19 protein-coding genes and 1 pseudogene are annotated in these 22,380 nt (G+C 65.4%); 7 read left to right on the top strand and 13 right to left on the bottom strand.

Features of this window, described 5'->3' with window-relative positions; translation table 11 throughout:
- From ACQY46_RS04560 to ACQY46_RS04550, 3 genes are all read right to left on the bottom strand, one after another.
- Window positions 1-1,278: a TRAP transporter large permease gene (locus tag ACQY46_RS04560; RefSeq protein WP_428699109.1), complete on the bottom strand. Its 1,278-nt coding sequence runs from the start codon at window positions 1,276-1,278 to the stop codon at window positions 1-3.
- Complete coding sequence (locus ACQY46_RS04555) at window positions 1,275-1,793, bottom strand: TRAP transporter small permease (protein WP_428699108.1); 519 nt, start codon at window positions 1,791-1,793, stop codon at window positions 1,275-1,277. The genes ACQY46_RS04560 and ACQY46_RS04555 overlap by 4 nt, the downstream gene beginning before the upstream one ends.
- A gap of 64 nt (window positions 1,794-1,857) precedes the next feature.
- Complete coding sequence (locus ACQY46_RS04550; protein WP_428699107.1) at window positions 1,858-2,838, bottom strand: TRAP transporter substrate-binding protein; 981 nt, start codon at window positions 2,836-2,838, stop codon at window positions 1,858-1,860.
- 217 nt (window positions 2,839-3,055) lie between these two features.
- On the opposite strand from ACQY46_RS04550, the gene ACQY46_RS04545 reads away from it, so the two are divergent.
- Window positions 3,056-3,826: a FadR/GntR family transcriptional regulator gene (locus ACQY46_RS04545; RefSeq protein WP_428699106.1), complete on the top strand. Its 771-nt coding sequence runs from the start codon at window positions 3,056-3,058 to the stop codon at window positions 3,824-3,826.
- A gap of 64 nt (window positions 3,827-3,890) precedes the next feature.
- On the opposite strand, the gene ACQY46_RS04540 is transcribed toward ACQY46_RS04545, so the two are convergent.
- The 3 genes from ACQY46_RS04540 to ACQY46_RS04530 form a co-directional block, all read right to left on the bottom strand.
- The gene (locus ACQY46_RS04540; RefSeq protein WP_428699105.1) at window positions 3,891-5,348 is read right to left on the bottom strand and encodes an aldehyde dehydrogenase family protein; all 1,458 of its coding nucleotides are present in this window, start codon (window positions 5,346-5,348) and stop codon (window positions 3,891-3,893) included.
- 121 nt (window positions 5,349-5,469) lie between these two features.
- Window positions 5,470-6,198, bottom strand: coding sequence for a transcriptional regulator NanR (locus ACQY46_RS04535; RefSeq protein WP_428699104.1), 729 nt, complete (start codon window positions 6,196-6,198; stop codon window positions 5,470-5,472).
- Between the two features lie 102 nt (window positions 6,199-6,300).
- A complete protein-coding gene (locus ACQY46_RS04530) occupies window positions 6,301-7,125 on the bottom strand; it encodes a phosphogluconate dehydrogenase C-terminal domain-containing protein (protein ID WP_428699103.1) in 825 nt (274 codons plus the stop codon).
- A 122-nt stretch (window positions 7,126-7,247) separates the two neighbouring features.
- On the opposite strand from ACQY46_RS04530, the gene ACQY46_RS04525 reads away from it, so the two are divergent.
- Window positions 7,248-8,534, top strand: coding sequence for a ribulose-bisphosphate carboxylase large subunit family protein (locus ACQY46_RS04525; protein ID WP_428699102.1), 1,287 nt, complete (start codon window positions 7,248-7,250; stop codon window positions 8,532-8,534).
- Window positions 8,534-9,862: a four-carbon acid sugar kinase family protein gene (locus ACQY46_RS04520; protein WP_428699101.1), complete on the top strand. Its 1,329-nt coding sequence runs from the start codon at window positions 8,534-8,536 to the stop codon at window positions 9,860-9,862. Before ACQY46_RS04525 ends, ACQY46_RS04520 begins: the two co-directional genes overlap by 1 nt.
- Window positions 9,863-10,156: 294 nt before the next feature.
- Here the strand turns inward: ACQY46_RS04520 and ACQY46_RS04515 are convergent.
- The 7 genes and pseudogenes from ACQY46_RS04515 to ACQY46_RS04485 form a co-directional block, all read right to left on the bottom strand.
- Window positions 10,157-10,729: pseudogene (locus ACQY46_RS04515) on the bottom strand (ThuA domain-containing protein); the annotation flags it as partial.
- The gene (locus ACQY46_RS04510; RefSeq protein WP_428699100.1) at window positions 10,726-11,595 is read right to left on the bottom strand and encodes an NAD(P)-dependent oxidoreductase; all 870 of its coding nucleotides are present in this window, start codon (window positions 11,593-11,595) and stop codon (window positions 10,726-10,728) included. The gene ACQY46_RS04510 and the pseudogene ACQY46_RS04515, both read right to left, overlap by 4 nt.
- Window positions 11,595-13,106 carry a sugar ABC transporter ATP-binding protein gene (locus ACQY46_RS04505; RefSeq protein ID WP_428699099.1) on the bottom strand — a complete coding sequence of 504 codons (1,512 nt, stop codon included), beginning with the start codon at window positions 13,104-13,106 and terminating at the stop codon, window positions 11,595-11,597. Before ACQY46_RS04505 ends, ACQY46_RS04510 begins: the two co-directional genes overlap by 1 nt.
- Window positions 13,103-14,104, bottom strand: coding sequence for an ABC transporter permease (locus ACQY46_RS04500; protein ID WP_428699098.1), 1,002 nt, complete (start codon window positions 14,102-14,104; stop codon window positions 13,103-13,105). Before ACQY46_RS04500 ends, ACQY46_RS04505 begins: the two co-directional genes overlap by 4 nt.
- Before the next feature lie 11 nt (window positions 14,105-14,115).
- Window positions 14,116-15,090 (bottom strand): ABC transporter permease, encoded by a 975-nt coding sequence (locus ACQY46_RS04495; protein WP_428699097.1) that lies wholly within the window; start codon window positions 15,088-15,090, stop codon window positions 14,116-14,118.
- A gap of 108 nt (window positions 15,091-15,198) precedes the next feature.
- Entirely contained in the window at window positions 15,199-15,996 is a 798-nt protein-coding gene (locus tag ACQY46_RS04490; protein WP_428699096.1) for an SDR family NAD(P)-dependent oxidoreductase, read from the bottom strand.
- Between the two features lie 93 nt (window positions 15,997-16,089).
- Window positions 16,090-17,055 carry a sugar ABC transporter substrate-binding protein gene (locus ACQY46_RS04485; RefSeq protein WP_428699095.1) on the bottom strand — a complete coding sequence of 322 codons (966 nt, stop codon included), beginning with the start codon at window positions 17,053-17,055 and terminating at the stop codon, window positions 16,090-16,092.
- Between the two features lie 211 nt (window positions 17,056-17,266).
- Between ACQY46_RS04485 and ACQY46_RS04480 the strand changes: the two genes are divergently transcribed.
- From ACQY46_RS04480 to ACQY46_RS04465, 4 genes are all read left to right on the top strand, one after another.
- Entirely contained in the window at window positions 17,267-19,114 is a 1,848-nt protein-coding gene (locus tag ACQY46_RS04480) for an extracellular solute-binding protein (RefSeq protein WP_428699094.1), read from the top strand.
- 10 nt (window positions 19,115-19,124) lie between these two features.
- Window positions 19,125-19,934: an SDR family NAD(P)-dependent oxidoreductase gene (locus ACQY46_RS04475; RefSeq protein ID WP_428699093.1), complete on the top strand. Its 810-nt coding sequence runs from the start codon at window positions 19,125-19,127 to the stop codon at window positions 19,932-19,934.
- Window positions 19,935-20,018: 84 nt separating this feature from the next.
- Window positions 20,019-21,317, top strand: coding sequence for a M24 family metallopeptidase (locus ACQY46_RS04470; protein ID WP_428699092.1), 1,299 nt, complete (start codon window positions 20,019-20,021; stop codon window positions 21,315-21,317).
- 58 nt (window positions 21,318-21,375) lie between these two features.
- Window positions 21,376-22,371, top strand: coding sequence for a thiamine pyrophosphate-dependent dehydrogenase E1 component subunit alpha (locus tag ACQY46_RS04465; RefSeq protein WP_428699091.1), 996 nt, complete (start codon window positions 21,376-21,378; stop codon window positions 22,369-22,371).
- Window positions 22,372-22,380: the final 9 nt, after the last annotated feature.

Here is a 22,380-nt window from a genome sequence, read left to right as displayed (position 1 = left end):
CTACCTGTAGAACAGCTCGACCAGGCCGAGCGAGATGAACGGCACGTAGGTGACGAGCAGGACACAGCCCATCACCACCAGAACCATCGGAACGAGGGCCGGTATGATCTTCTGAATGGATATCTTCGCCACCGCGCAGGCGGCGAAGAGATTGACCCCCACCGGCGGCGTGAACATGCCAAGCGCCAGGTTGACGACGATGATCAGGCCGAAATGCACCGGATCGACGCCATAGGCGATGGCGATCGGGGCGAGCAGCGGCGCCAGCACGAGGATCGCGGCGGACGTCTCCACGAACATGCCGACGATGAACAGGAAGACGTTCACCGCGATCAGGAAGCTGTACTTGTCGGTGAAGACCTCCTGCACCCATTCCGCGATGATCGCCGGCAGGCCGGATCGGGTGACGAGGAACGAGAACAGCCCGGCGCCGGCGATGATGATCATGATCACCGTGCTGGAGACCGCGGAGGTGCGCAGCGAGGCGTAGATCTTTTCCAGCGTCAGCGAGCGGTAGACGAACACGCCGACAAAGAGCGCGTAGACCACCGCGATGGACGAGGCCTCGGTCGGCGTGAAGACGCCGCCATAGATGCCGCCGAGCACGACAACCGGCATCAGCAGCGCCCAGAAGGAATGGATGAGCGCCGCGACGAACGGCTTGCGCTCGTCGCCGTCCATGGTTCCGTAGCCCTTCACCCGGCACAGGATGAGCAGGTAGAGGAAGAGCGCCGCGGCCACCAGGATGCCCGGACCGATGCCGGCGAGGAACAGCTGCCCGATCGAGGTCTCCGTCGCCACACCGTAGAGGATCAGCGGGATCGACGGCGGGATCAGCACGCCGAGCTCGGCCGAGGAGGCCTGGATCGCCGCCGCCGTACCAACGGGATAGCCGTGGCGGACCATCGCCGGAATGAGGATGACGCCGATGGCGAACGTGGTCGCGACCGAAGAGCCGGAGACCGAGGCAAAGATCATGCAGGTGACGACGCAGGTGCAGGCAAGCCCGCCCTGGATGCCACCGACCAGCGACTTGGCCAGTTCCACCAGGCGCTCGGAAATGCCGGCCGCCGCCATCAGGTTGCCGGACAGGATGAAGAGCGGAACGGCGAGCAGGGGAAAGGAATCGATGCTCGCGAAAATGCGCTGCACAGCCAGAAGCAGCGGCACGGTGGAGAACATGCTGATGCCGAAGGCACTGGCGAGCACCAGCGAAACGCCGATCGGGATCGCCGCCGCAAACAGGATCAGGAGCGAAAAGGCAAGGGCCGCGTTCATACCTGGCCCTCCACGTCCTTGATCTCGCCGGGCCGGGCGCTCGCCTCCTCGGCAAGACTGGCGAACAATCGCGCGATCACGCCGGGCACGGCAAAGGCAGCGCCCACCGGCAGGGCGGCATAGACCCAGGCAATGCTGATCTCGAGGCCGGCAAGGTTCTGCCGCTGCACGCGCATCGCCATGGCGGCGCCGTACCAGACGAGCAGGGCAAGGAAGGCAAGCGAGGCAATGGCGATGACAACCAGCAGAACGAGCCGCAGCGGTTTCGGCCCGACGTCGATCAGGAAGTCGACGGCGATCATCGCGCCTTGCCGGAAGGCGGCCGCGAGCCCCATGAACACCATCCACATCATCACCGAGCGGGCGGCGACCTCGGACCAGGCACTGGGATGCCCGAAAACGAAACGGGTCACGACCTGATAGAAGGTGAGGACGACGATTGCCGCCAGCGCGACAATGGACAATTCGAGAGCGACACGGGTGACCCGGCGCTCGAGGGCAAGGAACCACTGCATTGATCGAACTCCTGCCGGGACGGCCGCAAGCGGCCACCCCGGGGATGCCGTGAGGCGGGCCTTGTTACTGGGCGGCCTGAATGCGCTTCAGCATCTCGTCGCCATACTTGGAGACAAACGTCTCGTAAGCCGGGCTGACCGCCTTCTGGAACGCCGCCTGGTCGACCTTCTCGATCACCTTCATGCCGTTCTTGCGCAGGAGCGCGACGCCATTGGCCTCGTCCGCCTCGACCTTGGCGCGGGTGGCCGCGACCGCCGCCGTGGCGGCCTCGCGGAACCAGCCCTTCTCCTCGTCGGAGAGGCCGTCCCACAGGCTCGGCGCGGCAAGGATGATCGCCGGCGAGTAGACATGGCCGGTCAGCGTCAGGTTGTCCTGCACTTCCCAGAACTTCGAAGCGGTGATGACCGGGATCGGGTTTTCCTGACCGTCGATCACATGCTGCTGAAGGGCGGCAAAGACCTCCGGGAAAGCCATCGGCGTCGGCGAGGCGCCGGCCGCGCGGAAGGCTTCCATGTGCACCTGGTTTTCCATCGTGCGGATCTTCAGGCCCTCGAGATCGGCGGGCGTGTTGATCGGGCCCCTGGAATTGGTGACATGACGGAACCCGTTCTCGGACCAGGCAAGGGCGACGAGATTGTTCTCGCTGACCTTGGCGAGAAGCTCCTGGCCGATCTCGCCGTCGAGGATCGAGCGGGCCGCGTCATAGTCCTTGAACAGGAACGGCAGGTCGAGAACCAGCGCCTCGGGCACGAAGTTGCCGAGCGGGCCGGTCGAGGAAATGGTGAGTTCGACGGAGCCGATCTGCAGCCCCTCGATCACGTCGCGCTCGCCGCCGAGCGCGCCGGCAGCCTGCTCGCGGATCTCGAACTTGCCATTGCTGAGTTCGGAGAGCGTCTTGCCGAAGGCCTGCACGCCCATGCTGTAGTGGGAATTCTGCGCCGTGGAATGCGCGAAGTTCAAAACGGTCTGGGCCGAGGCCGCGCCGCCAAGCGCGAACGAGACGGCAACGGTCGAGACGGCTGCGAAACTGCGGAAACGAAACATAGCGATATCCTCCCTGGTGTCTCCTGCACCGGCGGCGGAGTGTGTATGCGAACAGACATCCAGTCAATACGTTTTACAACTTTTGCCTAACTGGTATGATGATTATAAGATAATTCCCAGAAGGTCGCTCCAGCGGACGAGCGAAGCGGCCTCCCGGCGACCCGCAGAACAGGTGGCGATATTGACGCAGCGAGAGCTTTCGCCAATAAAACGAGGCATGGACAAGGTCGCGCCACCACCGCGGTCGGCGGATTTCGCTTTCGCCGATCTCCAGCAGAGCAAGGCCGAGCGGCTCGCCGACCGGGTCTACGAGAATCTGTTTCATGCGATCGTGACGGGCATGATCGCCGCCGGCACCAAACTGCCGTCGGAGAACATGCTCGCGGGCGAGTTCGACGTGTCGCGCCCGGTGCTGCGCGAGGCGCTCGACAAGCTGCGCGAGGACGGGCTGATCACCTCCGTGCGCGGATCGGGGAACTTCGTCCAGAACGCCATGGGCGCGCAGGGCGCGGATGTCGCGGGCGACAGCGACCGCGAGGCCCTGCAGCGCATCGGCGACCTGCTCAACGGCATAGAACTGCGGCTGCTGATCGAGCCGGAAGCCGCCTATCTCGCCGCCAGGCGGCGCGGGCCGGCCGATATCGAGCGCCTGCGCGGAGCTCTCGACCGGTTCTCCGAGGCGCTGCACAAGAACGCCATCATGCATTATCACGACTATGCGTTTCATGAGGCGGTGGCGATCGCCACCTGCAACCCGCGCATCGTCAGCACCCTGAAATCGCTGGAATACGACGTCACCCGCTCGGTGACCCTGATGCGTTTCCTGGTGAAATTCCAGCCGCTGGTGCGGGCCGAGGCGGTGCAGGCGGAGCATGAGGACATTTTCCGCCACATCGAGGCCGGCGCCGCCAACAAGGCGAAACGGGCGATGCGCAACCATATCGAGCATGCCCGCACGCGCATGCTGACCAGCCAGCCGGATTTCTGACATTCGAACGGGTCCGGATGCGACAGGAGGACGCCCCGGGCGCCCCCCTTGCCGCCAAACACCGTCAGCCGTGCTTCAGCACAACCGTCTTGATGGTGGTGAAGCTGATCATGCCCTCGAAGGCCTTCTCCCGCCCGTAGCCGGAGCGCTTCATGCCGCCGAAGGGCAGTTCGATCCCCCCGCCCGCGCCGTAATTGTTGATGAAGACCTGGCCGGCCTCGATCGCATGGGCACAGCGCATCTGCCGGCCGCCGTCGCGCGTCCAGACCGACGCCGTCAATCCGTATGGCGTTGCATTGGCAAGACGGATCGCCTCGGCCTCATCCTCGAAGGGAAACGCCGCGAGAACAGGGCCGAAGATCTCGTCCTGCGCCAGCCGGCTCTCGGGTGCGGCGCCGTCGAGAAGCATCGGCGGATAGTAGAAACCGCCCTCGGGCGCGGCCGCATCCATCCGGGCCGTCGCCACCACCTTCGCACCATCGGCAAGCGCTGCGTCGACCAGTTCGCTCACCCGCCGCAACTGCCGGGCGCTGACGATGGGACCGCAATCGGGATCGTCGATGCCGGCGCCAACCTTCAGCGCGGCGAAGCGTTCGGCAAGGCGCTTCATCACCTCGCCATAGATCGACCGCTCGATCAGGACGCGACTGCCGGCGGCGCAGGTCTGGCCGGCATTCTGGACGATGGCATTGACGACCACCGGCAGCGCCTCGTCCAGATCCGCGTCGGCAAAGAGGATCTGCGGTGATTTTCCGCCAAGCTCCAGCGTCACCGGGACGTGGTTTTCCGCCGCCGCCTTCGCCACCGCCGTGCCGGTCTGCGGCGAGCCTGTGAAGGAGATGTGGTTGATCCCGACGTGCCCCGCGAGCGCGGCGCCCGCCTCGGTGCCCAGTCCGCAGACGACGTTCAGCGCACCCGCCGGCAGTCCGGCTTCCAGCGCCAGTTCGGCCATCCGCAACGGAGTCAGGCAAGCGTCCTCGGCCGGCTTGACCACGCAGGCATTGCCGGCGGCCAGCGCGCCGCCGACCGAGCGACCGAAGATCTGCGCGGGATAGTTCCACGGGATGATGTGGCCGGTGACCCCGTGCGGCACCCGCAGCGCCATCACCGTCATGCCCCTGGTGTAGGGAATGGTCTCGCCGTGATGCTTGTCGGCGGCGGAACCGTAATATTCGAAATAGCGGGCCGTGGCGGCGATATCGTTGCGCGCCTGGGTCATCGGCTTGCCCGTGTCGAGACATTCGAGTTCGGCCAGTTCGGCGGCATGCTCGAGGATCAGGGCCGACAGGCGCATCAGGATGCGGCCGCGCTCCAGCGCCGACATGGCACCCCAGTCCCCCTCGAAGGCCGCGCGCGCGGCGGCGACAGCCCTGTCGACATCGGCGGCTGTGCCGCGCGGCAGCCGGGCGAAGACGCGCCCCGTCGACGGGTCGAGGACGTCGATCCCCTCTTTCGTGGCGCGATCGGTGACCTGGCCGTCGATCACATGACCGAAGGCGGTGACGGAAGTCCTGTCAAGCATGGCGGATACTCTCGTGTGGGGAAGCGTCGGACGATGCCGACAGGCATCGCCATATGGCGAGAGAATGTGCGACGCACCTGAATGAGTCAATTCTGTTTACAAGTTCCGCCTGTCCGGTGGATCAGTCCTTGTGGCGGTAGAGCGCATCCGTGCGATCGAGATGGTCCTCCATCGCGGCCGCGGCCCCCTGGCCGTCGCCGGTCGCCAGCCGGTCGACGATGGTGGCGTGCTCGGCCAGCGTCTTGTGCTCGGCGCCCGACCACAGCAGCATCTCCGCGTGATAGTTGAACAGCCAGTTGAGCATCGCGCCGCTGATGGCGGCAAAGATCGGGTTTCCCGAAAGCGCGGCGACGCGCCGATGGAAGGCGACGTCGGCGGCGATGAACGCGTCGGCGTCGCCGAGGCTTTCGCGCTGCCGGTCGACCAGGGCGCGCAGTTCCGCAATGTCGCCGGACGTCGCATTCGCGGCGGCGAGCCGCACCATGCCCGTCTCGAAGAACCGCCGCGCCTGTTTCAGGTGCTCCAGGTTGTCCGGCGAGGCGGAAAGCAGCAGCTGGGCAACGCCGTCGATCTGGCGAATCACGGTATCGGCCGTCAGAGCGCTGACGCGGGCCCGCTCCCCGTGGGAAATGCTGATCAAGCCCATCGTGTCGAGAGACTGTAGCGCCTCGCGCACCGCCGGGCGGCCAACACCAAAACGGTCCATCAGGTCGCGCTCGGAGGGCATCGGTTCGCCCGGTGCGATCTCGCGGCGCGTGATCATGTCGAGCAAGCGCTCCAGGACCTGCTCCGAGAGCTTGCGCCGGACGATCCTGTCTCCCTCGCCGTCGATTGTGTTCAGCTTGCGCATGGCGCCTTCCTTTGCCCGGATCCCGCCCCACCTATAGCAACGGCGTCAAGCCGCTGCCATATCCACGCGGCGTGCGGAACCCGCCACCTCAGGTCCGGCACCTCAGGTAATGGCCCTGATGCTTTCGGCGATCTCCTGCGGCTCGAACACGCCGAGCCAGTCCTCGCGCATCAACCGGGGCTTGCCGTTGACGATCGCCTTGTTGCAGGCGTCCGAGAAGGCTCCGTCGATCTCGCCCATCACCACCGCGCCCAGGATGTTGAGATGGCCGAGCAGGAAATCCCGGGCGGCGACCGGATCGACGCCGCGGCGCACGACCTCGTCCATCGCGTCCTTCATGACGACGAGCAGGGTCGCGCAGACCGTTTCCGACAGGCCGGGCTCAAGCAGGGCCATCTGCTCGACCGTGACGCGGTGCGAGCGCAGGATCGGTCCGTAGATCGTGCGGGCAATCGCCTCGCCGATCGCGAAATGCTCTTCCGGTCCCTGCATCAGGGCGCTGACGATGGACTGCCGCGCCGCAACGCCGCCGAAATGGTCGCGGCGGCCGGCAAGCTCGGTCTCGTCGTTGAAGATCGGCGGGTGGCAGGGATGGGAAACGAAATAGGTGACATCCGCGCGCTCGGGGAAATGACCGGCAAAGGGAGCGGCCGCGTCGAGCGCCATGACGATGGTGCCGGGAGCAAGCCCGGGCACCACCGAGGCCGCGACCGCCTGGATCGCCGTGTCCGGCACGGCAAGGATCACGGCGCCCGCGCCGGCAAGCGCCTCGCCGGTCTCCACACACTCGACCCCGAGCGCCGCATGCAGGCGCGCGCGGCCGACCTCGCCGATCTCCACATGCGCAACCTCGTAGGGAGCTCCCTTCAGGTTGGTGGCAAGGCGGACGCCCATTTTCCCACCGGCTCCAAGCAGTGCAATCTTCATTGTCGCTCTCCTGTTCGGAAGGATCAAAGCGGTCAACCATCATGTTGTCAACTGGTATGATGAGATGATAACGCTATTCGCACTGGAACCGTCTGCCGCCGCGCGCAAGGATGCGCCCGCGGGTGACCGATACCCGCCTGCAAAGCGAGACCCCGATGGAACGCCTCTACGCCCGTTACGATGTCGAAAGTCCCGTGCCGCTTGCCCGGGTGGCCGAGACGATCGCCGGCGAGCAATCCTGCGGGACGTTCATGCGTCTTCCCGGGGAGACCGACACCTTGCGCGACCGCGCCGGCGCGCGGGTCGAGGAGATCGTCGAGACCGGCAGTTCGCCGACCCCCTCTCTGCCCTGCAGGACAACAGGCTCCCTCTATCGGCGGGGAGAACTGCTGCTGTCCTGGCCGGTCGACAATATCGGACCGTCGCTGACCAACGCGCTCGCCACCGTTGCCGGAAACCTCTTCGAACTGGCCGAGGTTTCGGCCCTGAGGCTGCTGGACGTCACCTTTCCCGAAAGCTTCTCCCGTGCCTATGCCGGCCCCGCCTTCGGCGTCGCCGGAACACGGCGCCTTGCCGGCGTCCACGACCGGCCGATGATCGGCACCATCATCAAGCCGAGTGTCGGACTGTCGCCGGACGAGACGGCCGCGGTCGTCGGCGAACTGGTGGCCGGCGGCATCGACTTCATCAAGGATGACGAGTTGCAGGCCGACGGGCCCAACTGCCCGTTCGAGGCCAGGGTCGATGCGGTGATGCGCGTCGTCAACGACAATGCCCAACGCACCGGACGCAAGGCCATGGTCGCCTTCAACATCACCGGCGAGGTCGACGAGATGAAACGCCGCGCCGATAACGTGGTTGCCGCGGGCGGCACATGCATCATGGTGAGCCTGCATTCGGTCGGCCTTGCAGGGCTCGGCGCGATCCGGCGGCACGCCAGCCTGCCGCTGCATTGTCATCGCAACGGCTGGGGACTGTTCTCCCGCTCCCCCGACATCGGCATCTCCTATGAGGCCTGGCAGAAATTCTGGCGCATTGCGGGCGCCGACCACCTGCATGTGAACGGGCTGGCCAACAAGTTCTCCGAAGGCGACGCCTCGGTCATGGCTTCGGCCCGTGCCGTGGGCATGCCGCTGTTCGGACAGGAGACCCCGTTTTCCTGTCTCCCCGTCTTTTCCTCCGGCCAGACGGCCGCGCAGGTGGAGCCGACCTACCGCACCCTTGGGACACCCGATTTTCTCTATTGCGCCGGCGGCGGCATCATGGGCCATCCGCTCGGCGTCGCGGGGGGCGTCGCCAGCCTGCGACAGGCGGCCGAGGCCGCCATGGCCGGCATCGCCATCGACGAGCATGCGAAAAACCACCCGGAACTCGCCGCGGCACTCGCCCTTTTCCAGGACAAGCGCTGATGCCGGCCGCACCGCTCATCTCCTACTATGGCGACGATTTCACCGGCTCGACGGACGTCATGGAAGCACTGTCCTCGCACGGCATCGAGACGGTCCTTTTCACCCGGCTGCCTGACGCGGAACTTCTGGCGCGCTTTGCCCATTGCCGGGCCGTCGGCCTTGCCGGCACCAGCCGCAGTCGCTCGCCGGACTGGATGGACGGCAACCTTCCCGCCGCCTTTGCCTGGCTGAAGTCGCTCGGAGCCCGCTTCTGCCACTACAAGGTCTGCTCGACCTTCGACAGCGCGCCGCAGCGCGGGTCCATTGGCCGGGCGATCGAGATCGGGCTGCGGGCGTTCGGCCAGGCACAGGTTCCCCTCGTCGTCGGCGCCCCGCAACTGCGCCGCTACACGTTCCTCGGCCAGCTTTTCGCCGGCTACCGCGACGAGATCCACCGCATCGACCGCCATCCGGTCATGTCGCGCCATCCGGCAACGCCGATGCGGGAAGCGGACCTGCTGGTTCACCTCGCCGCGCAGACGGGCCTCTCCTCGCGCCTCGACAGCCCGGTCGAGCCGGTCGTTTCCCCGAAAGATGGCGAGGATGCGCGCATCGTGCTGATCGATGTCCACGACGAGGCCAGCCAGCGCCGGGCGGGCGCCGCGCTGGCACGCCGGCAACCGGAAAGCGGCCCGCTGGTCTTCGGCTCGTCGGGCGTCGAGTACGCGCTTGTCGAGGCATGGCGCGCGGAGGGACTGGATGTCGGTCGGCGGACCTTCGATCCGCTCACGCCGTGCGGGCGCATGGCCGTCGTTTCGGGGAGCTGCTCTCCCACCACCGCAAGGCAGATCGAGACCGCCTGCGCCAACGGGTTTCGCGGCATCCCCGTCGATCATGCCGCGCTCGTCACGGGCCAGGGCCGCGAAGCCGCCTGCGACAGGGCCGTAGAGGAGGCATCGCGCGTGCTCGAGGCCGGTCTGAGCCCGATCATCCATACCGCGCTCGGCCCGCCCGAGCGGATGCCGGGCGAGGGAGAGCAGGGCAGGACCGGCAATGACGATGCGGCGGGGCATGCGCTCGGCGCAATGCTCGGCGCGCTGATGTCGCGCCACCGGCTCGGGCGCATCGCGATCGCCGGCGGCGACACCTCGAGCCACGCGCTTGCCGCGCTCGACATCCAGGCCCTGACGCTGCGCCACCCGATCCCGGACAGTCCCGGCTCGCCGGTCTGCCTCGGTCATGGCGCGGCGCCGGACGCCGCACCTGTCGAGCTCATCCTGAAAGGCGGCCAGATCGGCAAGGACGACTATTTCCCGCGCCTGCGAGACGGCAACCTGACGAACGAATGAACCGCAGGGTCAACATCGTCCGGCCAGTCGCGGGCTGTTTCAGCCGCGCCGTCGCCGCCGGAACGCCTTGACGAGCGGCCAGAGGATCATGCCGAGCGTCGCGATGGCGAGGGTGGCGGAAATCGGACGTGTCAGGAGCTCCAGAGGATCTCCGCGGCTGAGCAGAAGGGCGCGGCGAACGCTTTGCTCGGCCATCGGGCCGAGAATCATGCCGAGAATGATCGGGGCGAGCGGCACATTGAGCTTTTCGAGGAAGTAGCCGGCCGTTCCCGCCGCCAGCATCACCCACAGATCGACCGGAATGACCGTGCCCTCGATCCACCACAGGTGATCGCCGGAAAACGTCGTGGTCGCCAGCACCTCGTTGGAGGGATCGACCAGCATGTAATACTGCTCCGAGCGCAGCCGGAAGCTGCGGATACCCTCGACGATCGGATCGGCCGGCCGGGTGATGGTCACGTCATAGTCGATATAGTCCTCGACCGGCTGCAGGTTGTCCGGCCAGCCGGGCGGGTGGGCAACGAACTGGCCACCGATGAGGAAATGATAGGTGGGCCGGTCACGGAAGGCATCGCCCATGTGGCCGTGCCAGCCGGCCATGCCGCACCCGTCGCCGACAAGCTGCAAAAGGCCGTCTTCCTGCAGCTTGGTCATGTTGCCGAATTCCTCGCGATGACCGGACCGCGCCGACGACCAGATCGGCGTGATCAGATCGAGGCCGGCGAGGTCCCCGGGCCGCTCCAGCGGCTCGAGCGTATCGAACACCTCGACCTCGAACCCGTTGTCTTCCAGCAATTTCCTGTACCAGTCGGCGAAGGCTGTGGGGGCGTGCCCCTCCCAGCCACCGACAAAGAGAGCCGCTCTCATCCTCGTTCCTTTCGCATCCAGGAGAGCATCGCCGCCATGTCGCGCGCACCGTGACCGGCCTGCTCCGCCTGCTTCAGCATGCGCAGGGCAACCGCGCCCTGCGGCATCGGCACGCCGAGCCGGCTGGCCAGGTCCACCGCCGTCTCCATGTCCTTGCGCGCCAGCGCCACCGTGAACGTAACCTCGTGATCGGCCTCGTGAAGGTAGAGCGGCCGGCGATAGGTCAGCATCGGAGCCGCCGCCGCCGATGCCTCGATCACATCGAACGCCATGTCGGGCGCGATGCCGGCCGCCCCGGCGAGCGCCATGGCCTCGGCAAGGCTCTGGTTGAGGCCGTGGATCATCGAGTTGACGGCCAGCTTCATCGCGGCGCCAGCGCCCCTTTCACCGAGACAGATGGTCCGCCGGCCCAGCGCCTCCAACACCGGCCACAGAGGCTCCGCCTCCTCGGCGGCGCAGCCGGCCATGATCATCAGCTGCGCGGCGGCGGCTGCCTGCGTGGCGCCCGAGACCGGTGCGTCGATCACGCGCGCCTCGCCGGACGCGCCCTCGACAAGCCTGCGAACATGGTCCGGGCTCATGGTGCCCATTTCCAGGAAGACCTTCGCCCCCGGCGCGGCGAACAACCCGTGCGCAGCGAAATGCACGGCCTCGGATGACGCATCGTCCGCCAGCATGGTGACGACGACATCCGACGAGCCGGTAAGATCGACCGGGCGGGACACCGCCTCGCAACCAAGCTCCGCCGCCAGTCTTTCCGCCTTTTCCGGGGTCCGGTTCCAGAGTGTCAGAGCATGGCCGGCCGCCGCGAGATTGCGCGCCATCGGCTCGCCCATGCGTCCCAGCCCGGCAAAACCGACCCGCATCACGCCACCTTGCCGGGCGCGATGCCCGAGATCGCCTGCACGAGATTGTCCTCGGTCACCTCCGCGGCGGAGAAGGTCCGCATGATCCTGCCGCTGAACATGGCAATGATCCGGTCGGAGACATGCAGCACCTCAGGCATCTCGGAACTGATGACGATCACGGCGTAGCCATGGCCGGCAAGTTCGCGGATCAGGTTGTGGATCTCCGATTTCGAGCCCACGTCGATGCCACGCGTCGGTTCGTCGACGATCAGCACTTCGGGATGCATCGAGAGCCACTTGCCGATGACGATCTTCTGCTGGTTGCCGCCCGACAGGTTGCCGACCGTCTGCCTCCAGCCCGGCGTGCGGATATCGAGCTTGTCGCGATACTGATCGAAGATCGCGACCTCGGCTCCGTCTGACACGAAAGGTCCGGCCGTCAGGTCGCCGACCTGGGGCAGGGTCATGTTGTCCCGGCAGTTCATGCCAAGCACCAGCCCCTGGCCCTTGCGATCCTCCGGCACGAGGGAAATGCCACGGGCGATGGCATCGGAAGGAGACGATATCCGCACCTCCTCGCCGTCGAGCAGGATCCTGCCCGCGGACGGCTGCCGCAAACCGAACAGCGTCTCGGCTATTTCCGTGCGCCCCGCGCCGACGAGCCCGTAGAAGCCGACGACCTCGCCCCGACGCACCTCGAAGCTCACATCCCGGTAGAGCTCTCCGCAGGAGAGACCACGAACCTCCAGCGCCACTTCACCCGGTTCGGCCGGCGCCTGCCGGCGGCTGAGGTCGAGCTTGCGGCCGATCATCAGCTGGGTGATCTCGTCCTCGCTGGTCTCCGCCGTCTCCAGAGTGCCCCGATACTGCCCGTCGCGCAGCACGCTGATACGATCGGTGATGCGGAAGATCTCCTCCATCCGATGGGAGATGTAGACGATCCCGACACCGCGCGCCTTCAGGCCCTCGATCACATCGAAAAGGACACTCTTCTCTGCATCTGTCAGCGACGCGGTGGGTTCGTCGAAGATCGCCACTTTCGCATCCACCGTCAGCGCGCGCGCAATCTCCACCATCTGCTTGTTGGCGATGGAGAGGTCCGCGACGCGGGTGCGCGGCGTGAAACCGACCCGGAGCGTCTCCAGGATGCGAGCGGTGTCCTCGTTCAGCTTCGGCCAGTCGACCCGGCCGAAAGACCGACGGGGCAGTTCGCCGAGGAAGACATTCTCGGCGACCGACAGCTCCTCGGCCAGGCTCAGCTCCTGATGAATGAACACCACCCCCTTGGCTTTCGCCTCGAGCGGCGAGCGCATCACCGTGGGCGTCTCGCCGATCAGGATCTCGCCCTCGTCAGGCTGATGGATACCGCCCAGGACCTTCATCAAGGTGGACTTGCCGGCGCCGTTCTCCCCCATCAGGGCATGCACCTCGCCGGGCCGAACCGAAAAGCCGACACCGTCGAGGGCGCGCACTCCGGGAAAGGTCTTGACGATGCCCTCCAAACGCAGGGCCGGATGTAGGTCGCTCATATCTTCAGCTCCTCCCGGCCCTTGCGATTCAACTGCCTGTCGAGAAACAGCACGGCGACAAGGATCAGCCCGATCACCAGGTTCACGGTCTCGGTGTTGGCGCCGATATGGCCAAGTCCCTTGCGCAGGAGCTGAATCGCGATGACGCCGCCGAAGGTCGACACGATCGATCCGGCGCCGCCGGTCAGGCGCGTTCCGCCAAGTACAACGGCGGTGATCGCCCACAGCTCGTAGAGCTGGCCGTCATTGGGGTTCACCGAACCGCTGCCGGAATAGAAAACGACGGCGGAAAGGCTCGCCAGCAACCCCATGATCATGAAATTGATCAATATGTGCGGACCCACGCGGATGCCGGCATTGACGGCCGCCTCGCGATTGTCGCCGATGGCATAGGCGTTCCGGCCATGCACGGTGAAGCGCATCACCAGCCACAACGCCACTGTCGCGGCGAGCAGGAACCATGTCGCGGTGTGCAGCCCGAGAAAGCGAGCCTCGGTAAAGTCGACCAGCGTCCAGTTCAGATGCGAAGTGGGCTGCTCGCCATTGTACATGAAGACCAGGCCGCGATAGCCGAGCATCGCCCCCAGCGTGACGATGAACGCGTCCACCCCGGTCTTCCATACGATGAGGCCGTTGATCGCGCCGAGCACCAGCCCGCTCACCAGGGCGAGCGCCCAGGCAACCGGAATGACCCAGTCGCCAAGGCCTGCGAACAGCGGCCAGCTCATGCTGTCGAGCAGCACGATCGCCGAGAGCGCGAAGGTGGCCCCGACCGAGAGGTCGATATTGCCGTTGATCATGATGACGGTCATGCCGAGCGCGATGATGCCGATCGGTGCCGACTGCTTCAGGAGCAGGAGCATGTTCTGCGCGTCCATGAAGCCCTTCTGCGACAACGAGAGATATTCGCCGGCGATGCTGAAGAAGACGAGCTCCAGCACGATGAAGCCCCAGATCGCGCCATGCTTGGCGTATTTTTTGAAACTCAGCCGTTCCATGGTTCCAATCCTCACGCGATGGGTGACCAGAGCCGGCCGCGCTTGGCCGCGATGTCCAGCCAGACCGCCAGGATGATGATGATCCAGGTGACGACGTACTGGACATAGAACTCGAGCCCCACGAGCAGCAGTCCGTTCTGGATGAAGCCGAGGATCAGTACGCCGATCACCGTCTTGAACACGGTTCCGGCCCCGCCAAGCAGCGATGCGCCGCCGAGGATGACGGCGGCAAGCACCTCAAGCTCCAGCCCCTGTCCCACCGTGTTCTGGCTGCCCATCGACCGGCTGGCCTGCATGAGACCGGCTGTCGCGACACAGAAGGAGGAAATCAGGTAGCAGCAGAAGACCACCCGGGCGCGGGCAATGCCCGAAAAGGCGGCAGCCGTCGGATTGCCGCCAACCGCGTAGACCTTACGCCCGAAGGGGGTCTTTCCGAGCAGCAGGCTCAGGAGGGCCGCAAGCAGGAAGAAGATCAGGATGGGCACCGGCACCCCAAGAAGCCTGTCCTGCCCGAAGACGCTGAACCAGGTTGCGGACTTGTCCGCGATATCCATGTTCTTGCCACCCGAATAGGCCAGCGTCAGCCCGTGAATGGCGGACAGCATGCCAAGCGTGACGATCAGGGAATTCAGTTTCAGGTAACCGACCAGGAAGCCGATCAGCGCGCCCAGGCACAGGGTCATCGCGAACATGGCCGGGATGGCGAGATCCGGGCCCAGCTTGTCATGCAGGTCCAGCACGACAATCGTCGAGAAGGACATCATCGAGCCGACCGAAAGGTCGAGATTGCCGCTGATGACCACGAAGGTGACGCCAAGCGCCATCACCCCGAGGATCGCCGAGGAGCGGACCACGCCAAGGACGTTGTCGACCGCGATGAACCGCTCGTTGGCGAGCGTGAACCCGATCATGAATATGACAAAGGCGACCAGAATTCCCTGGCGCGCCAGGAAGCCTCCGATCGTTTCCTTCGACGGACGTGACATTGTTTCCTCCCTTCGGCCAACCGCGGCATCCGCCCGGGCCGGCAGTTTTCCGCACGCCACCCTCCCCGGTGGATGCGCCGGCATCCCTCTCAGATCCCGGTATTCCTTTCAAATCAAAGTCATGCCCCCGTCAATCATCACCACCTGCCCGGTCATGTAGTCGCTGTCACGCGAGGCGAGGAACGTGGTCGTCCCGACGATGTCCGCCGGGGTTGCCACCCGGCCACGCAGGATGCCGGCGGCAAACTCCTCCATCGCCTGGCCCGGCCGAGTGGCGGCACCGATTTCCATCAGGTCGCGGTCGACCTCGCGCCACATCTCCGTCGCCACCACGCCGGGCGCGAACGCGGTGACTGTGATGCCGTGCCTGGCGAGGTCGCGCGCGCCGGACTGCGTCAGCGAGACCACCGCCGACTTGCTCGCGCAATAGGGCGCAACATTGCCGAAACCCTGCCGGCTGGCGATCGAGGCGGTGTTGATGATCTTGCCACCGGTGCCCTGGGCGATCATCTGGCGGGCCGCTTCCTGCATGCCGATCAGGCATCCCAGACCGTTGACCCGCATGATGAAATCCCAGTTCTCCTCGGTAACATCGAGGAAATTCATCGGCTTGTTGACGCCGGCATTGTTGAACTTCACGTCAAGCCTGCCGAACACGCCGACCGCGTGGGCGACCATGGCACGCACCTCCGCCCGCTCGGTCACGTCGACGGCGAAATGCGTTATCCTGGCACCGCCACGGGCGGCGCGTTCCTCGTTTTCGCCGGCGACCTCGGCAAGCCTAGCCTTGTTGATATCGGCAAAGCAGACATGAGCCCCCTCGTCCAGAAGCGCCTCGCCGATTGCCCGGCCGATGCCTTGCGCGGCCCCGGTGACAATGCAGGCCCTGCCCGAAACACCGCCCATGGTGTTCCTCCCGTTCAAAGTGGATTCTGGATGAGGAAAGCAGCACCTCGGCAACACGCGGACGCGAAAAGCCGCGCGCGCCGGACAGGACACTCAGAAGACAGGCTTGGTGAAGCTGTCCATGTTGTCCTGGGTGATCTTCGGCGTGTCGAAATAGTTCAGGAACGGCACGTCCTTGCCGCCGAGAATGTCGAGAGCGGTCTGCAGTGCTGCCTCGGCATCGTCCACCGGAGACTGGTAGATCGAACCCCAGTAGTCGCCGGCCGCCATCGCCTCGTAGCCGACGGCGAAGTTGGTCGCCCCGACAAACACGATGTCGCCGCTCCGCCCGGCCGCCCTGGCGGCGTTCAGGGCGCCGACACCCATGTTGTCATCGCCGGAATAGACACCGTCGATGTCGTCATACTTGACGAGGAAGGCCTCCATCACTTGCTGGGACTTCTCGCGGTTCCAGTCGCCGGGCTGGGTCTCGAGCAGGGTGACGTCCGGGCAGACCTCCGGAAGGCGATCCTCGAACCCCTTGGCGCGTTCGATCGCCGTCGTATAGCCCGGCTGGCCGGATATCTGCACGATCCGTGCTTCCTTATCAGTGCCCATCGCCTTGAACCGATCGCACATGATCTCCGCAGCGCGCGCGCCCTGCGTGATGTTGTCCGGCCCGGAGAAGGAGGTGACGAAATCGAACCCGGCTTCGGCGATGTTCGAATTGGTCACGACCACCGGAATCTTCGCCTGATGCGCTTTCCGGACAGCCGGGATCACGGCCTCGCCATTGGTCGGCCAGATGATGATGGCGTCGACCTGCTGCTGGATGAGGTCCTCCATCTGGGCGATCTGGCGCGCCACGTCGCCGCCGGCATCCAGGACCACGACATCGATGTCGGGGTTCGCCTCGGCCGCCGCGACGAAAGCCTTCTCGTAGGTCGTCTGGTAGCTGTCGACGCCGACATTGTTCTGGGTGATGCCGACGGTCCAGCTCTCGGCGCTGACCGGTCCGGCAAGGATCATGCCCGCCAAGGCGGTTGTCAGGGCCAGCCCGGCCTTTTTCGAGAAATCCATCGCATGTTCCTCCCTTGCGATCTTTTTTGAACAGATTGCCGCTGTCCTCCCAGCCGGGGAATCTCCCCATCGCAACCCCCTTCCATTCATCAACGAACAGCGGCCGATCGCAGCCGCGAAAATATCCGAAATGGACATCCCGATATCCATTCCGGATATTTTCGCGATACTTGCCGGATATCAAATCGGACAGCCTTGGGAGGAGCCGGCCATGACAGGACCGGGTAATGGCGGGCGGCGACAGATGCAACGCCCCGGAACAGACGAACTGCGCGGCGGGATGATCCACGAGACCTTGCATAATGTCCATCACGGACAAATCGCGCGTCCCCCGGGCGGCAGCGAGCGCATGGCGCCGAACACGGTCGAACTCGAGGACGTGGTCGGGTTCCTCGAGGAGCTTCTCGTCGAGATCGACACCGCCCTGGAACCGAACGCACCCAACCCGTATCTGAACATGATGTTGCACCTGATGCGCAGCCATCTGGAGGGGCGGGCCGTTACCGCCTCTTCGATGGTCGCGGCGGCGGGCGTGCCCTATGCGACGGCGACACGCAAGCTTGCCGACATACAGCGCGCCGGCCTGATCGAGCACCGTCCCCGCACCAAGACCGGCAAGAGCTTCTCGCTGCATCCGGCGGCCCGGACGCTGGAAACCTGGAGCCGGGTGGCCGACCGCATTCACCGCATCACCATGCGACGCTTCGGCATCCCGGGTGCCGCGCGCAGCACGTCGGACTACTATTTCGGCGGCTCCTACCAGGCAGGCCAAGCACTGATCGCGCCACCCCAGGCCCTCGCCCAGCCGCTGAAGCTGGCCGGCGGGCTCAGCATTCTGGTGCATGGCGATCCGACCTTCATGGTGATGGACACGCTCAAGCGGCAGTTCGAGCAGATCGTCGGCACGAATATCAGGCAGCGTGCGTTCTCGATCGACAGGCTGCGCGAGGAAACACTGCGCAATGCCTCGCGGGCGAGAAGCCGCTATGACCTTGTCGCCGTCGACCTGCCCTGGATCGGGGAGTTCGTGAAGAAGGGCGTGCTGCTGCCCTTGAGCGAGGTGATGGACGTCAACCGCCTCGATCCGAGCGACTTTCATACAGCCGGCTGGCGCGCCGCCCATTGGGACGGCAAGCCTTACGGCGTTCCGAGCCAGACCACCCCGGAGCTGATGTTCTACCGCCGCGACTGGTTCGCCGAGGAAGGCCTTGCGGCGCCGGTGACCACGGAGCAGGTGCTCGAGGCCGCCCGGCGGCTGCACGACCCGCGCAAGGGGCGCTACGGCGTGGCCTGGAACGCGGCGCGCGGCACGGCTCTCGGCCATACCTTCATGATGACCTGCGCCGATTTCGGCCAGCCGATCATCAATATTCCCGAAATGGCCGGCGGGTTCGACGCCGATCATCTCGAGCGGAGCGACATCCGCCCCACCATCGACACGCCGCGCGGGCGCCAGGCGGCGGAATATCTGATGGCCCTGATGGAGTTCTCGCCGCCGGACATCCTGTCGATGTCCTGGTATGAAAGGGTCCGGCCCTATGCTGCGGGCAAGGTCGCGATGGCCTATGGCTACACGCTGCTGGCTCCCTATTTCGAGCTGGACAGCACCTGCCCGGCGCATGGCAACACCGGCTACGTTCCCCATCCGCACGGCCCGCAGGGCGTCCCGATCGCCCCGGTCGGCGGCTATGTGCTCGGCATTCCGGCCAATCTCGCGCCCGAGCGCGTCCCCGAGGCCGTCGACGCGCTCGTCGCCTTCACCGCGCCGGCGGCGCAGAAACTGTTCGTCCAGAACGGCAGCCGCACGGTGCCTCGCTACTCGGTCGGCGCGGATCCCGAAGTCCGCAGCCTGTCACCGATCTTCGAACTGGTCGACCAGATGTCGTGGCGCGACGAGCTGCAGTTCTGGCCACGGCCGCCGATCCCTCAGATCCCGGAGATCATCCAGATCTGCGGCCAGGAACTTCACGACATGCTGCGCGGCGTGATCGCGCCCGAGGACGCCCTCGCGCGTGCGCAGGCCTGCGCCGAACAGGCAATGCGAAAACCGGTTACCTAGGGAGGAAGACATGGACCCCAATCGTCTTGCGGGCAAGAACATCGTCATCACGGGGGCCGCCCAGGGCATGGGCGCGGCCAACGCGGAATATTTCGCCGCGCAAGGGGCGAATGTCTGCCTTGGCGACGTCAACCATGACGGGGTCCAGGATGTCGCCCGCCGGATCAACGCGGCCGGAGGCGGCAAGGCCATCGCGCTGCGGATGGACGTGACCAGACGGGCCGATCACACCGCCGCCGTGAACGCCTGCGCCGAGGAATTCGGGTCGATCAACATCATGCTCAACAATGCCGGCGTCAACAAGCCGCGCATGTTCCTCGATATCGACGAGGACAACTGGGACATGATCATGAACATCAACGCCAAGGGCATGCTGTTCGGCATGCAGGAGGCGGCGAAGAGGATGATCGAACAGGGTCCGATGGAGGATCATCCCTACAAGATCATCAATGTGGGTTCGATTGTCTCGCGCACCGCCTTTCTCGACGTCGTTCCCTATTCCTGCTCGAAATACTGCGCCCTCGCCCTGATCATCGGCGGCGCCAAGGCGCTGTGGGAACACAAGATCACGGTCAACGGCTACGGGCCGGGCGTTGTCAAGACCGAGCTCTGGGAGCAGCTCGACAAGGACCTCGTCGAGATCGGCATGTTCGAGAAGGAGGGCCAGTCGATGGACCATCTCGCGCAGACGATGATCCTGATGAAGAAGCTCTCCGGCCCCGACGACGTCAAGGGCACCGCGGCGTTCCTGTGCTCCCACGAGAGCGACTACATGACCGGCCAGCTCCTCATGATCGATGGCGGCATGATCATGCAGTAGGCCGGATCTTTTCCGCGTCACTCCAGCCATTTCCAGCTTTGCCCACGGTGCGTGCCCACACGCGCCCGACGAGAGGTATCTGCCATGTCACGCGCCCTTACACCCAATATCCTGACCCCGCAGGATCTCGATCCAAACTGGAACTGGGAGGGTCGTCTTCCGGCCTGGGGACACACATCCGTCGATTTCGAACGCCGTGTCGATCACGACCGGCTGCGCCGCTATCGTCTCAGCCGCACCCGCGAGGCGCTGAAGAAGAGCGACTGCGGCACGTTGCTGCTCTTCGACGTGAACAATATCCGCTACGTCTCGGCCACCAAGATCGGCGAGTGGGAGCGGGACAAGATGTGCCGCTTCTGCCTGCTCACCGGCGACGACGCGCCCTATGTCTGGGACTTCGGGTCCGCCGCCGTCCACCACCGCAAATATGCCGACTGGCTGGTGCCCGACCACTGCCGCGCCGGCGTGGTCGGCATGCGCGGGACCATTCCCCCGAGCTTCGGACTGATGCGGAAATACGCCGAGGAAATCGCCGGCCTGATCCGCGATGCGGGCATGGCCGGCCAGCCGGTTGGCGTCGACTATGCCGAGACCGCCATGTTCCACGCCTTGCAGGAGGCAGGGCTCAACGTGGTCGATGGCCAGCAGGTCATGCTGTCGGCGCGCGAGATCAAGAACTGGGACGAAATCCAGTTGCTGACCCAGGCGGCCAGCATGGTCGACGGCGTCTACCACATGATCTACGAGAACCTGAAGCCGGGCGTGCGCGAAAACGACATCGTCGCCATGTCGAACAAGCTTCTCTACGAGATGGGATCGGACGACGTCGAGGCGATCAACGCCATTTCCGGCGAGCGGTGCAACCCGCATCCGCACAACTTCACCGACCGCCTGTTCCGGCCTGGCGACCAGGCCTTCTTCGACATCCTTCAGAGCTATCAGGGCTACCGGACCTGCTACTATCGGACCTTCAATATCGGCCGGGCGACCCCCTCGCAGCACGATGCCTATGTGAAGGCCCGGGAGTGGATCGACGCCTCCATAGCGGCGATCCGGCCAGGCGTGACCACCGACCAGGTGGCGAAGCTCTGGCCCAAGGCGGAGGAGTTCGGCTTCCCCGACGAGCTGTCCGCCTTCGGCCTGCAGTTCGGCCACGGGCTCGGGCTGGCCCTGCACGAGCGGCCGATCATCAGCCGCGCCGTCAGCCTCGACAACCCGATGGAGATCCAGACCGGCATGGTCTTCGCGCTGGAGACCTACTGCCCGGCGAGCGACGGCTACTCGGCGGCACGGATCGAGGAGGAGGTCGTGGTCACCGACAAGGGCTGCGAGGTCATCTCCCTGTTCCCGGCCGAGGACCTGCCGATCGCCAATCGCTATTGATCTCCCGCAAACCGTCCGGCCCGCCATCGGCGCCGGGACCAGCTTCGCGAGACATGCCATGAGTTCCGCAAGGAAGAAGATGAAATCCGGATCGAATGCAGACGACTATCTGCGCATGTATCGGCAGATGGTCCGCATCCGGACATTCGAGGACAATGCCAACCAGCTCTATCTGTCGGCGAAGATGCCCGGCCTCACGCATATGTATTCCGGCGAGGAAGCCGTCGCCGTCGGCATCTGCGAGGCGCTGACCACGTCCGACAAGATCACCTCCACCCATCGCGGACATGGCCACTGCGTGGCCAAGGGCGCGAACTTCCGGGAGATGTTCTGCGAACTGCTCGGCCGCGAGGAAGGCTATTGCCGGGGCAAGGGCGGTTCGATGCATATCGCCGACCAGTCGAACGGCAACCTGGGTGCCAACGCCATCGTCGGCGGCTCCATGGGCATCGCGACGGGGGCGGCCCTTCGGGCGAAGCTGCTGGGATCCGACGATGTCACCGTCTGCTTCTTCGGCGACGGTGCCACCGCGCAGGGTCTCCTCTACGAGGTCATGAACATGGCGGCGCTGTGGAAGCTTCCCGTGATCTATGCCTGCGAGAACAACGGCTACTCCGAATACACCAAGACCGCCGAGATCGCCGCCGGCACCATCACCGGCCGTGCCGAGGCGTTTGGCATCGAGGCGTTCCAGGTGGACGGGCAGGACGTGGTTGCGGTGAACGACCTGGCGCAGAAGCTCGTCGCGCGCTGCCGCAAGGGCGAGGGTCCGTTCTTCGTCGAACTGCTGACCTACCGCTATCACGGCCACCATGTCGGCGACATCAACCGCGACTACTACCGCTCGAAGGACGAGGAGAAGCTCTGGAAAACCGAGCGCGATCCGATCACCCGTCTTGCCGACTGGCTGACCAGCGAGGGCATTGCCTCGGAAGAGGAGCTCGCGGGGGTTCGCGACGACATCAAGGCCGATGCCAAGGCCGCCGTCGAATACGCGCTGAACGCCCGATACCCCGACCCGACCGAGGTCGACCAGCATGTCTTCGCGGACTGAGGGAGAAGC

The sequence above is a fragment of the Stappia sp. genome, from assembly GCF_965276915.1.
In the GTDB taxonomy this organism is placed as follows: domain Bacteria; phylum Pseudomonadota; class Alphaproteobacteria; order Rhizobiales; family Stappiaceae; genus Stappia.
The sequence above is the reverse complement of the archived record's forward strand: the minus strand, read 5'-3'. Positions and strand labels throughout refer to the sequence as shown.

Bases quoted from the DNA above. Each gene is read 5' to 3' on its own strand.
- ACQY46_RS04500 (WP_428699098.1), bottom strand. From the start codon at position 14,104: ATGGAACGGCTGAGTTTCAAAAAATACGCCAAGCATGGCGCGATCTGG.
- ACQY46_RS04465 (WP_428699091.1), top strand. From the start codon at position 21,376: ATGAGTTCCGCAAGGAAGAAGATGAAATCCGGATCGAATGCAGACGAC.
- ACQY46_RS04535 (WP_428699104.1), bottom strand. From the start codon at position 6,198: ATGCGCAAGCTGAACACAATCGACGGCGAGGGAGACAGGATCGTCCGG.
- ACQY46_RS04505 (WP_428699099.1), bottom strand. From the start codon at position 13,106: ATGAGCGACCTACATCCGGCCCTGCGTTTGGAGGGCATCGTCAAGACC.
- ACQY46_RS04540 (WP_428699105.1), bottom strand. From the start codon at position 5,348: ATGCTTGACAGGACTTCCGTCACCGCCTTCGGTCATGTGATCGACGGC.
- ACQY46_RS04550 (WP_428699107.1), bottom strand. From the start codon at position 2,838: ATGTTTCGTTTCCGCAGTTTCGCAGCCGTCTCGACCGTTGCCGTCTCG.
- ACQY46_RS04510 (WP_428699100.1), bottom strand. From the start codon at position 11,595: ATGCGGGTCGGTTTTGCCGGGCTGGGACGCATGGGCGAGCCGATGGCG.
- ACQY46_RS04560 (WP_428699109.1), bottom strand. From the start codon at position 1,278: ATGAACGCGGCCCTTGCCTTTTCGCTCCTGATCCTGTTTGCGGCGGCG.
- ACQY46_RS04555 (WP_428699108.1), bottom strand. From the start codon at position 1,793: ATGCAGTGGTTCCTTGCCCTCGAGCGCCGGGTCACCCGTGTCGCTCTC.
- ACQY46_RS04485 (WP_428699095.1), bottom strand. From the start codon at position 17,055: ATGGATTTCTCGAAAAAGGCCGGGCTGGCCCTGACAACCGCCTTGGCG.
- ACQY46_RS04475 (WP_428699093.1), top strand. From the start codon at position 19,125: ATGGACCCCAATCGTCTTGCGGGCAAGAACATCGTCATCACGGGGGCC.
- ACQY46_RS04530 (WP_428699103.1), bottom strand. From the start codon at position 7,125: ATGAAGATTGCACTGCTTGGAGCCGGTGGGAAAATGGGCGTCCGCCTT.
- ACQY46_RS04545 (WP_428699106.1), top strand. From the start codon at position 3,056: ATGGACAAGGTCGCGCCACCACCGCGGTCGGCGGATTTCGCTTTCGCC.
- ACQY46_RS04495 (WP_428699097.1), bottom strand. From the start codon at position 15,090: ATGTCACGTCCGTCGAAGGAAACGATCGGAGGCTTCCTGGCGCGCCAG.
- ACQY46_RS04490 (WP_428699096.1), bottom strand. From the start codon at position 15,996: ATGGGCGGTGTTTCGGGCAGGGCCTGCATTGTCACCGGGGCCGCGCAA.
- ACQY46_RS04470 (WP_428699092.1), top strand. From the start codon at position 20,019: ATGTCACGCGCCCTTACACCCAATATCCTGACCCCGCAGGATCTCGAT.
- ACQY46_RS04520 (WP_428699101.1), top strand. From the start codon at position 8,534: ATGCCGGCCGCACCGCTCATCTCCTACTATGGCGACGATTTCACCGGC.
- ACQY46_RS04480 (WP_428699094.1), top strand. From the start codon at position 17,267: ATGACAGGACCGGGTAATGGCGGGCGGCGACAGATGCAACGCCCCGGA.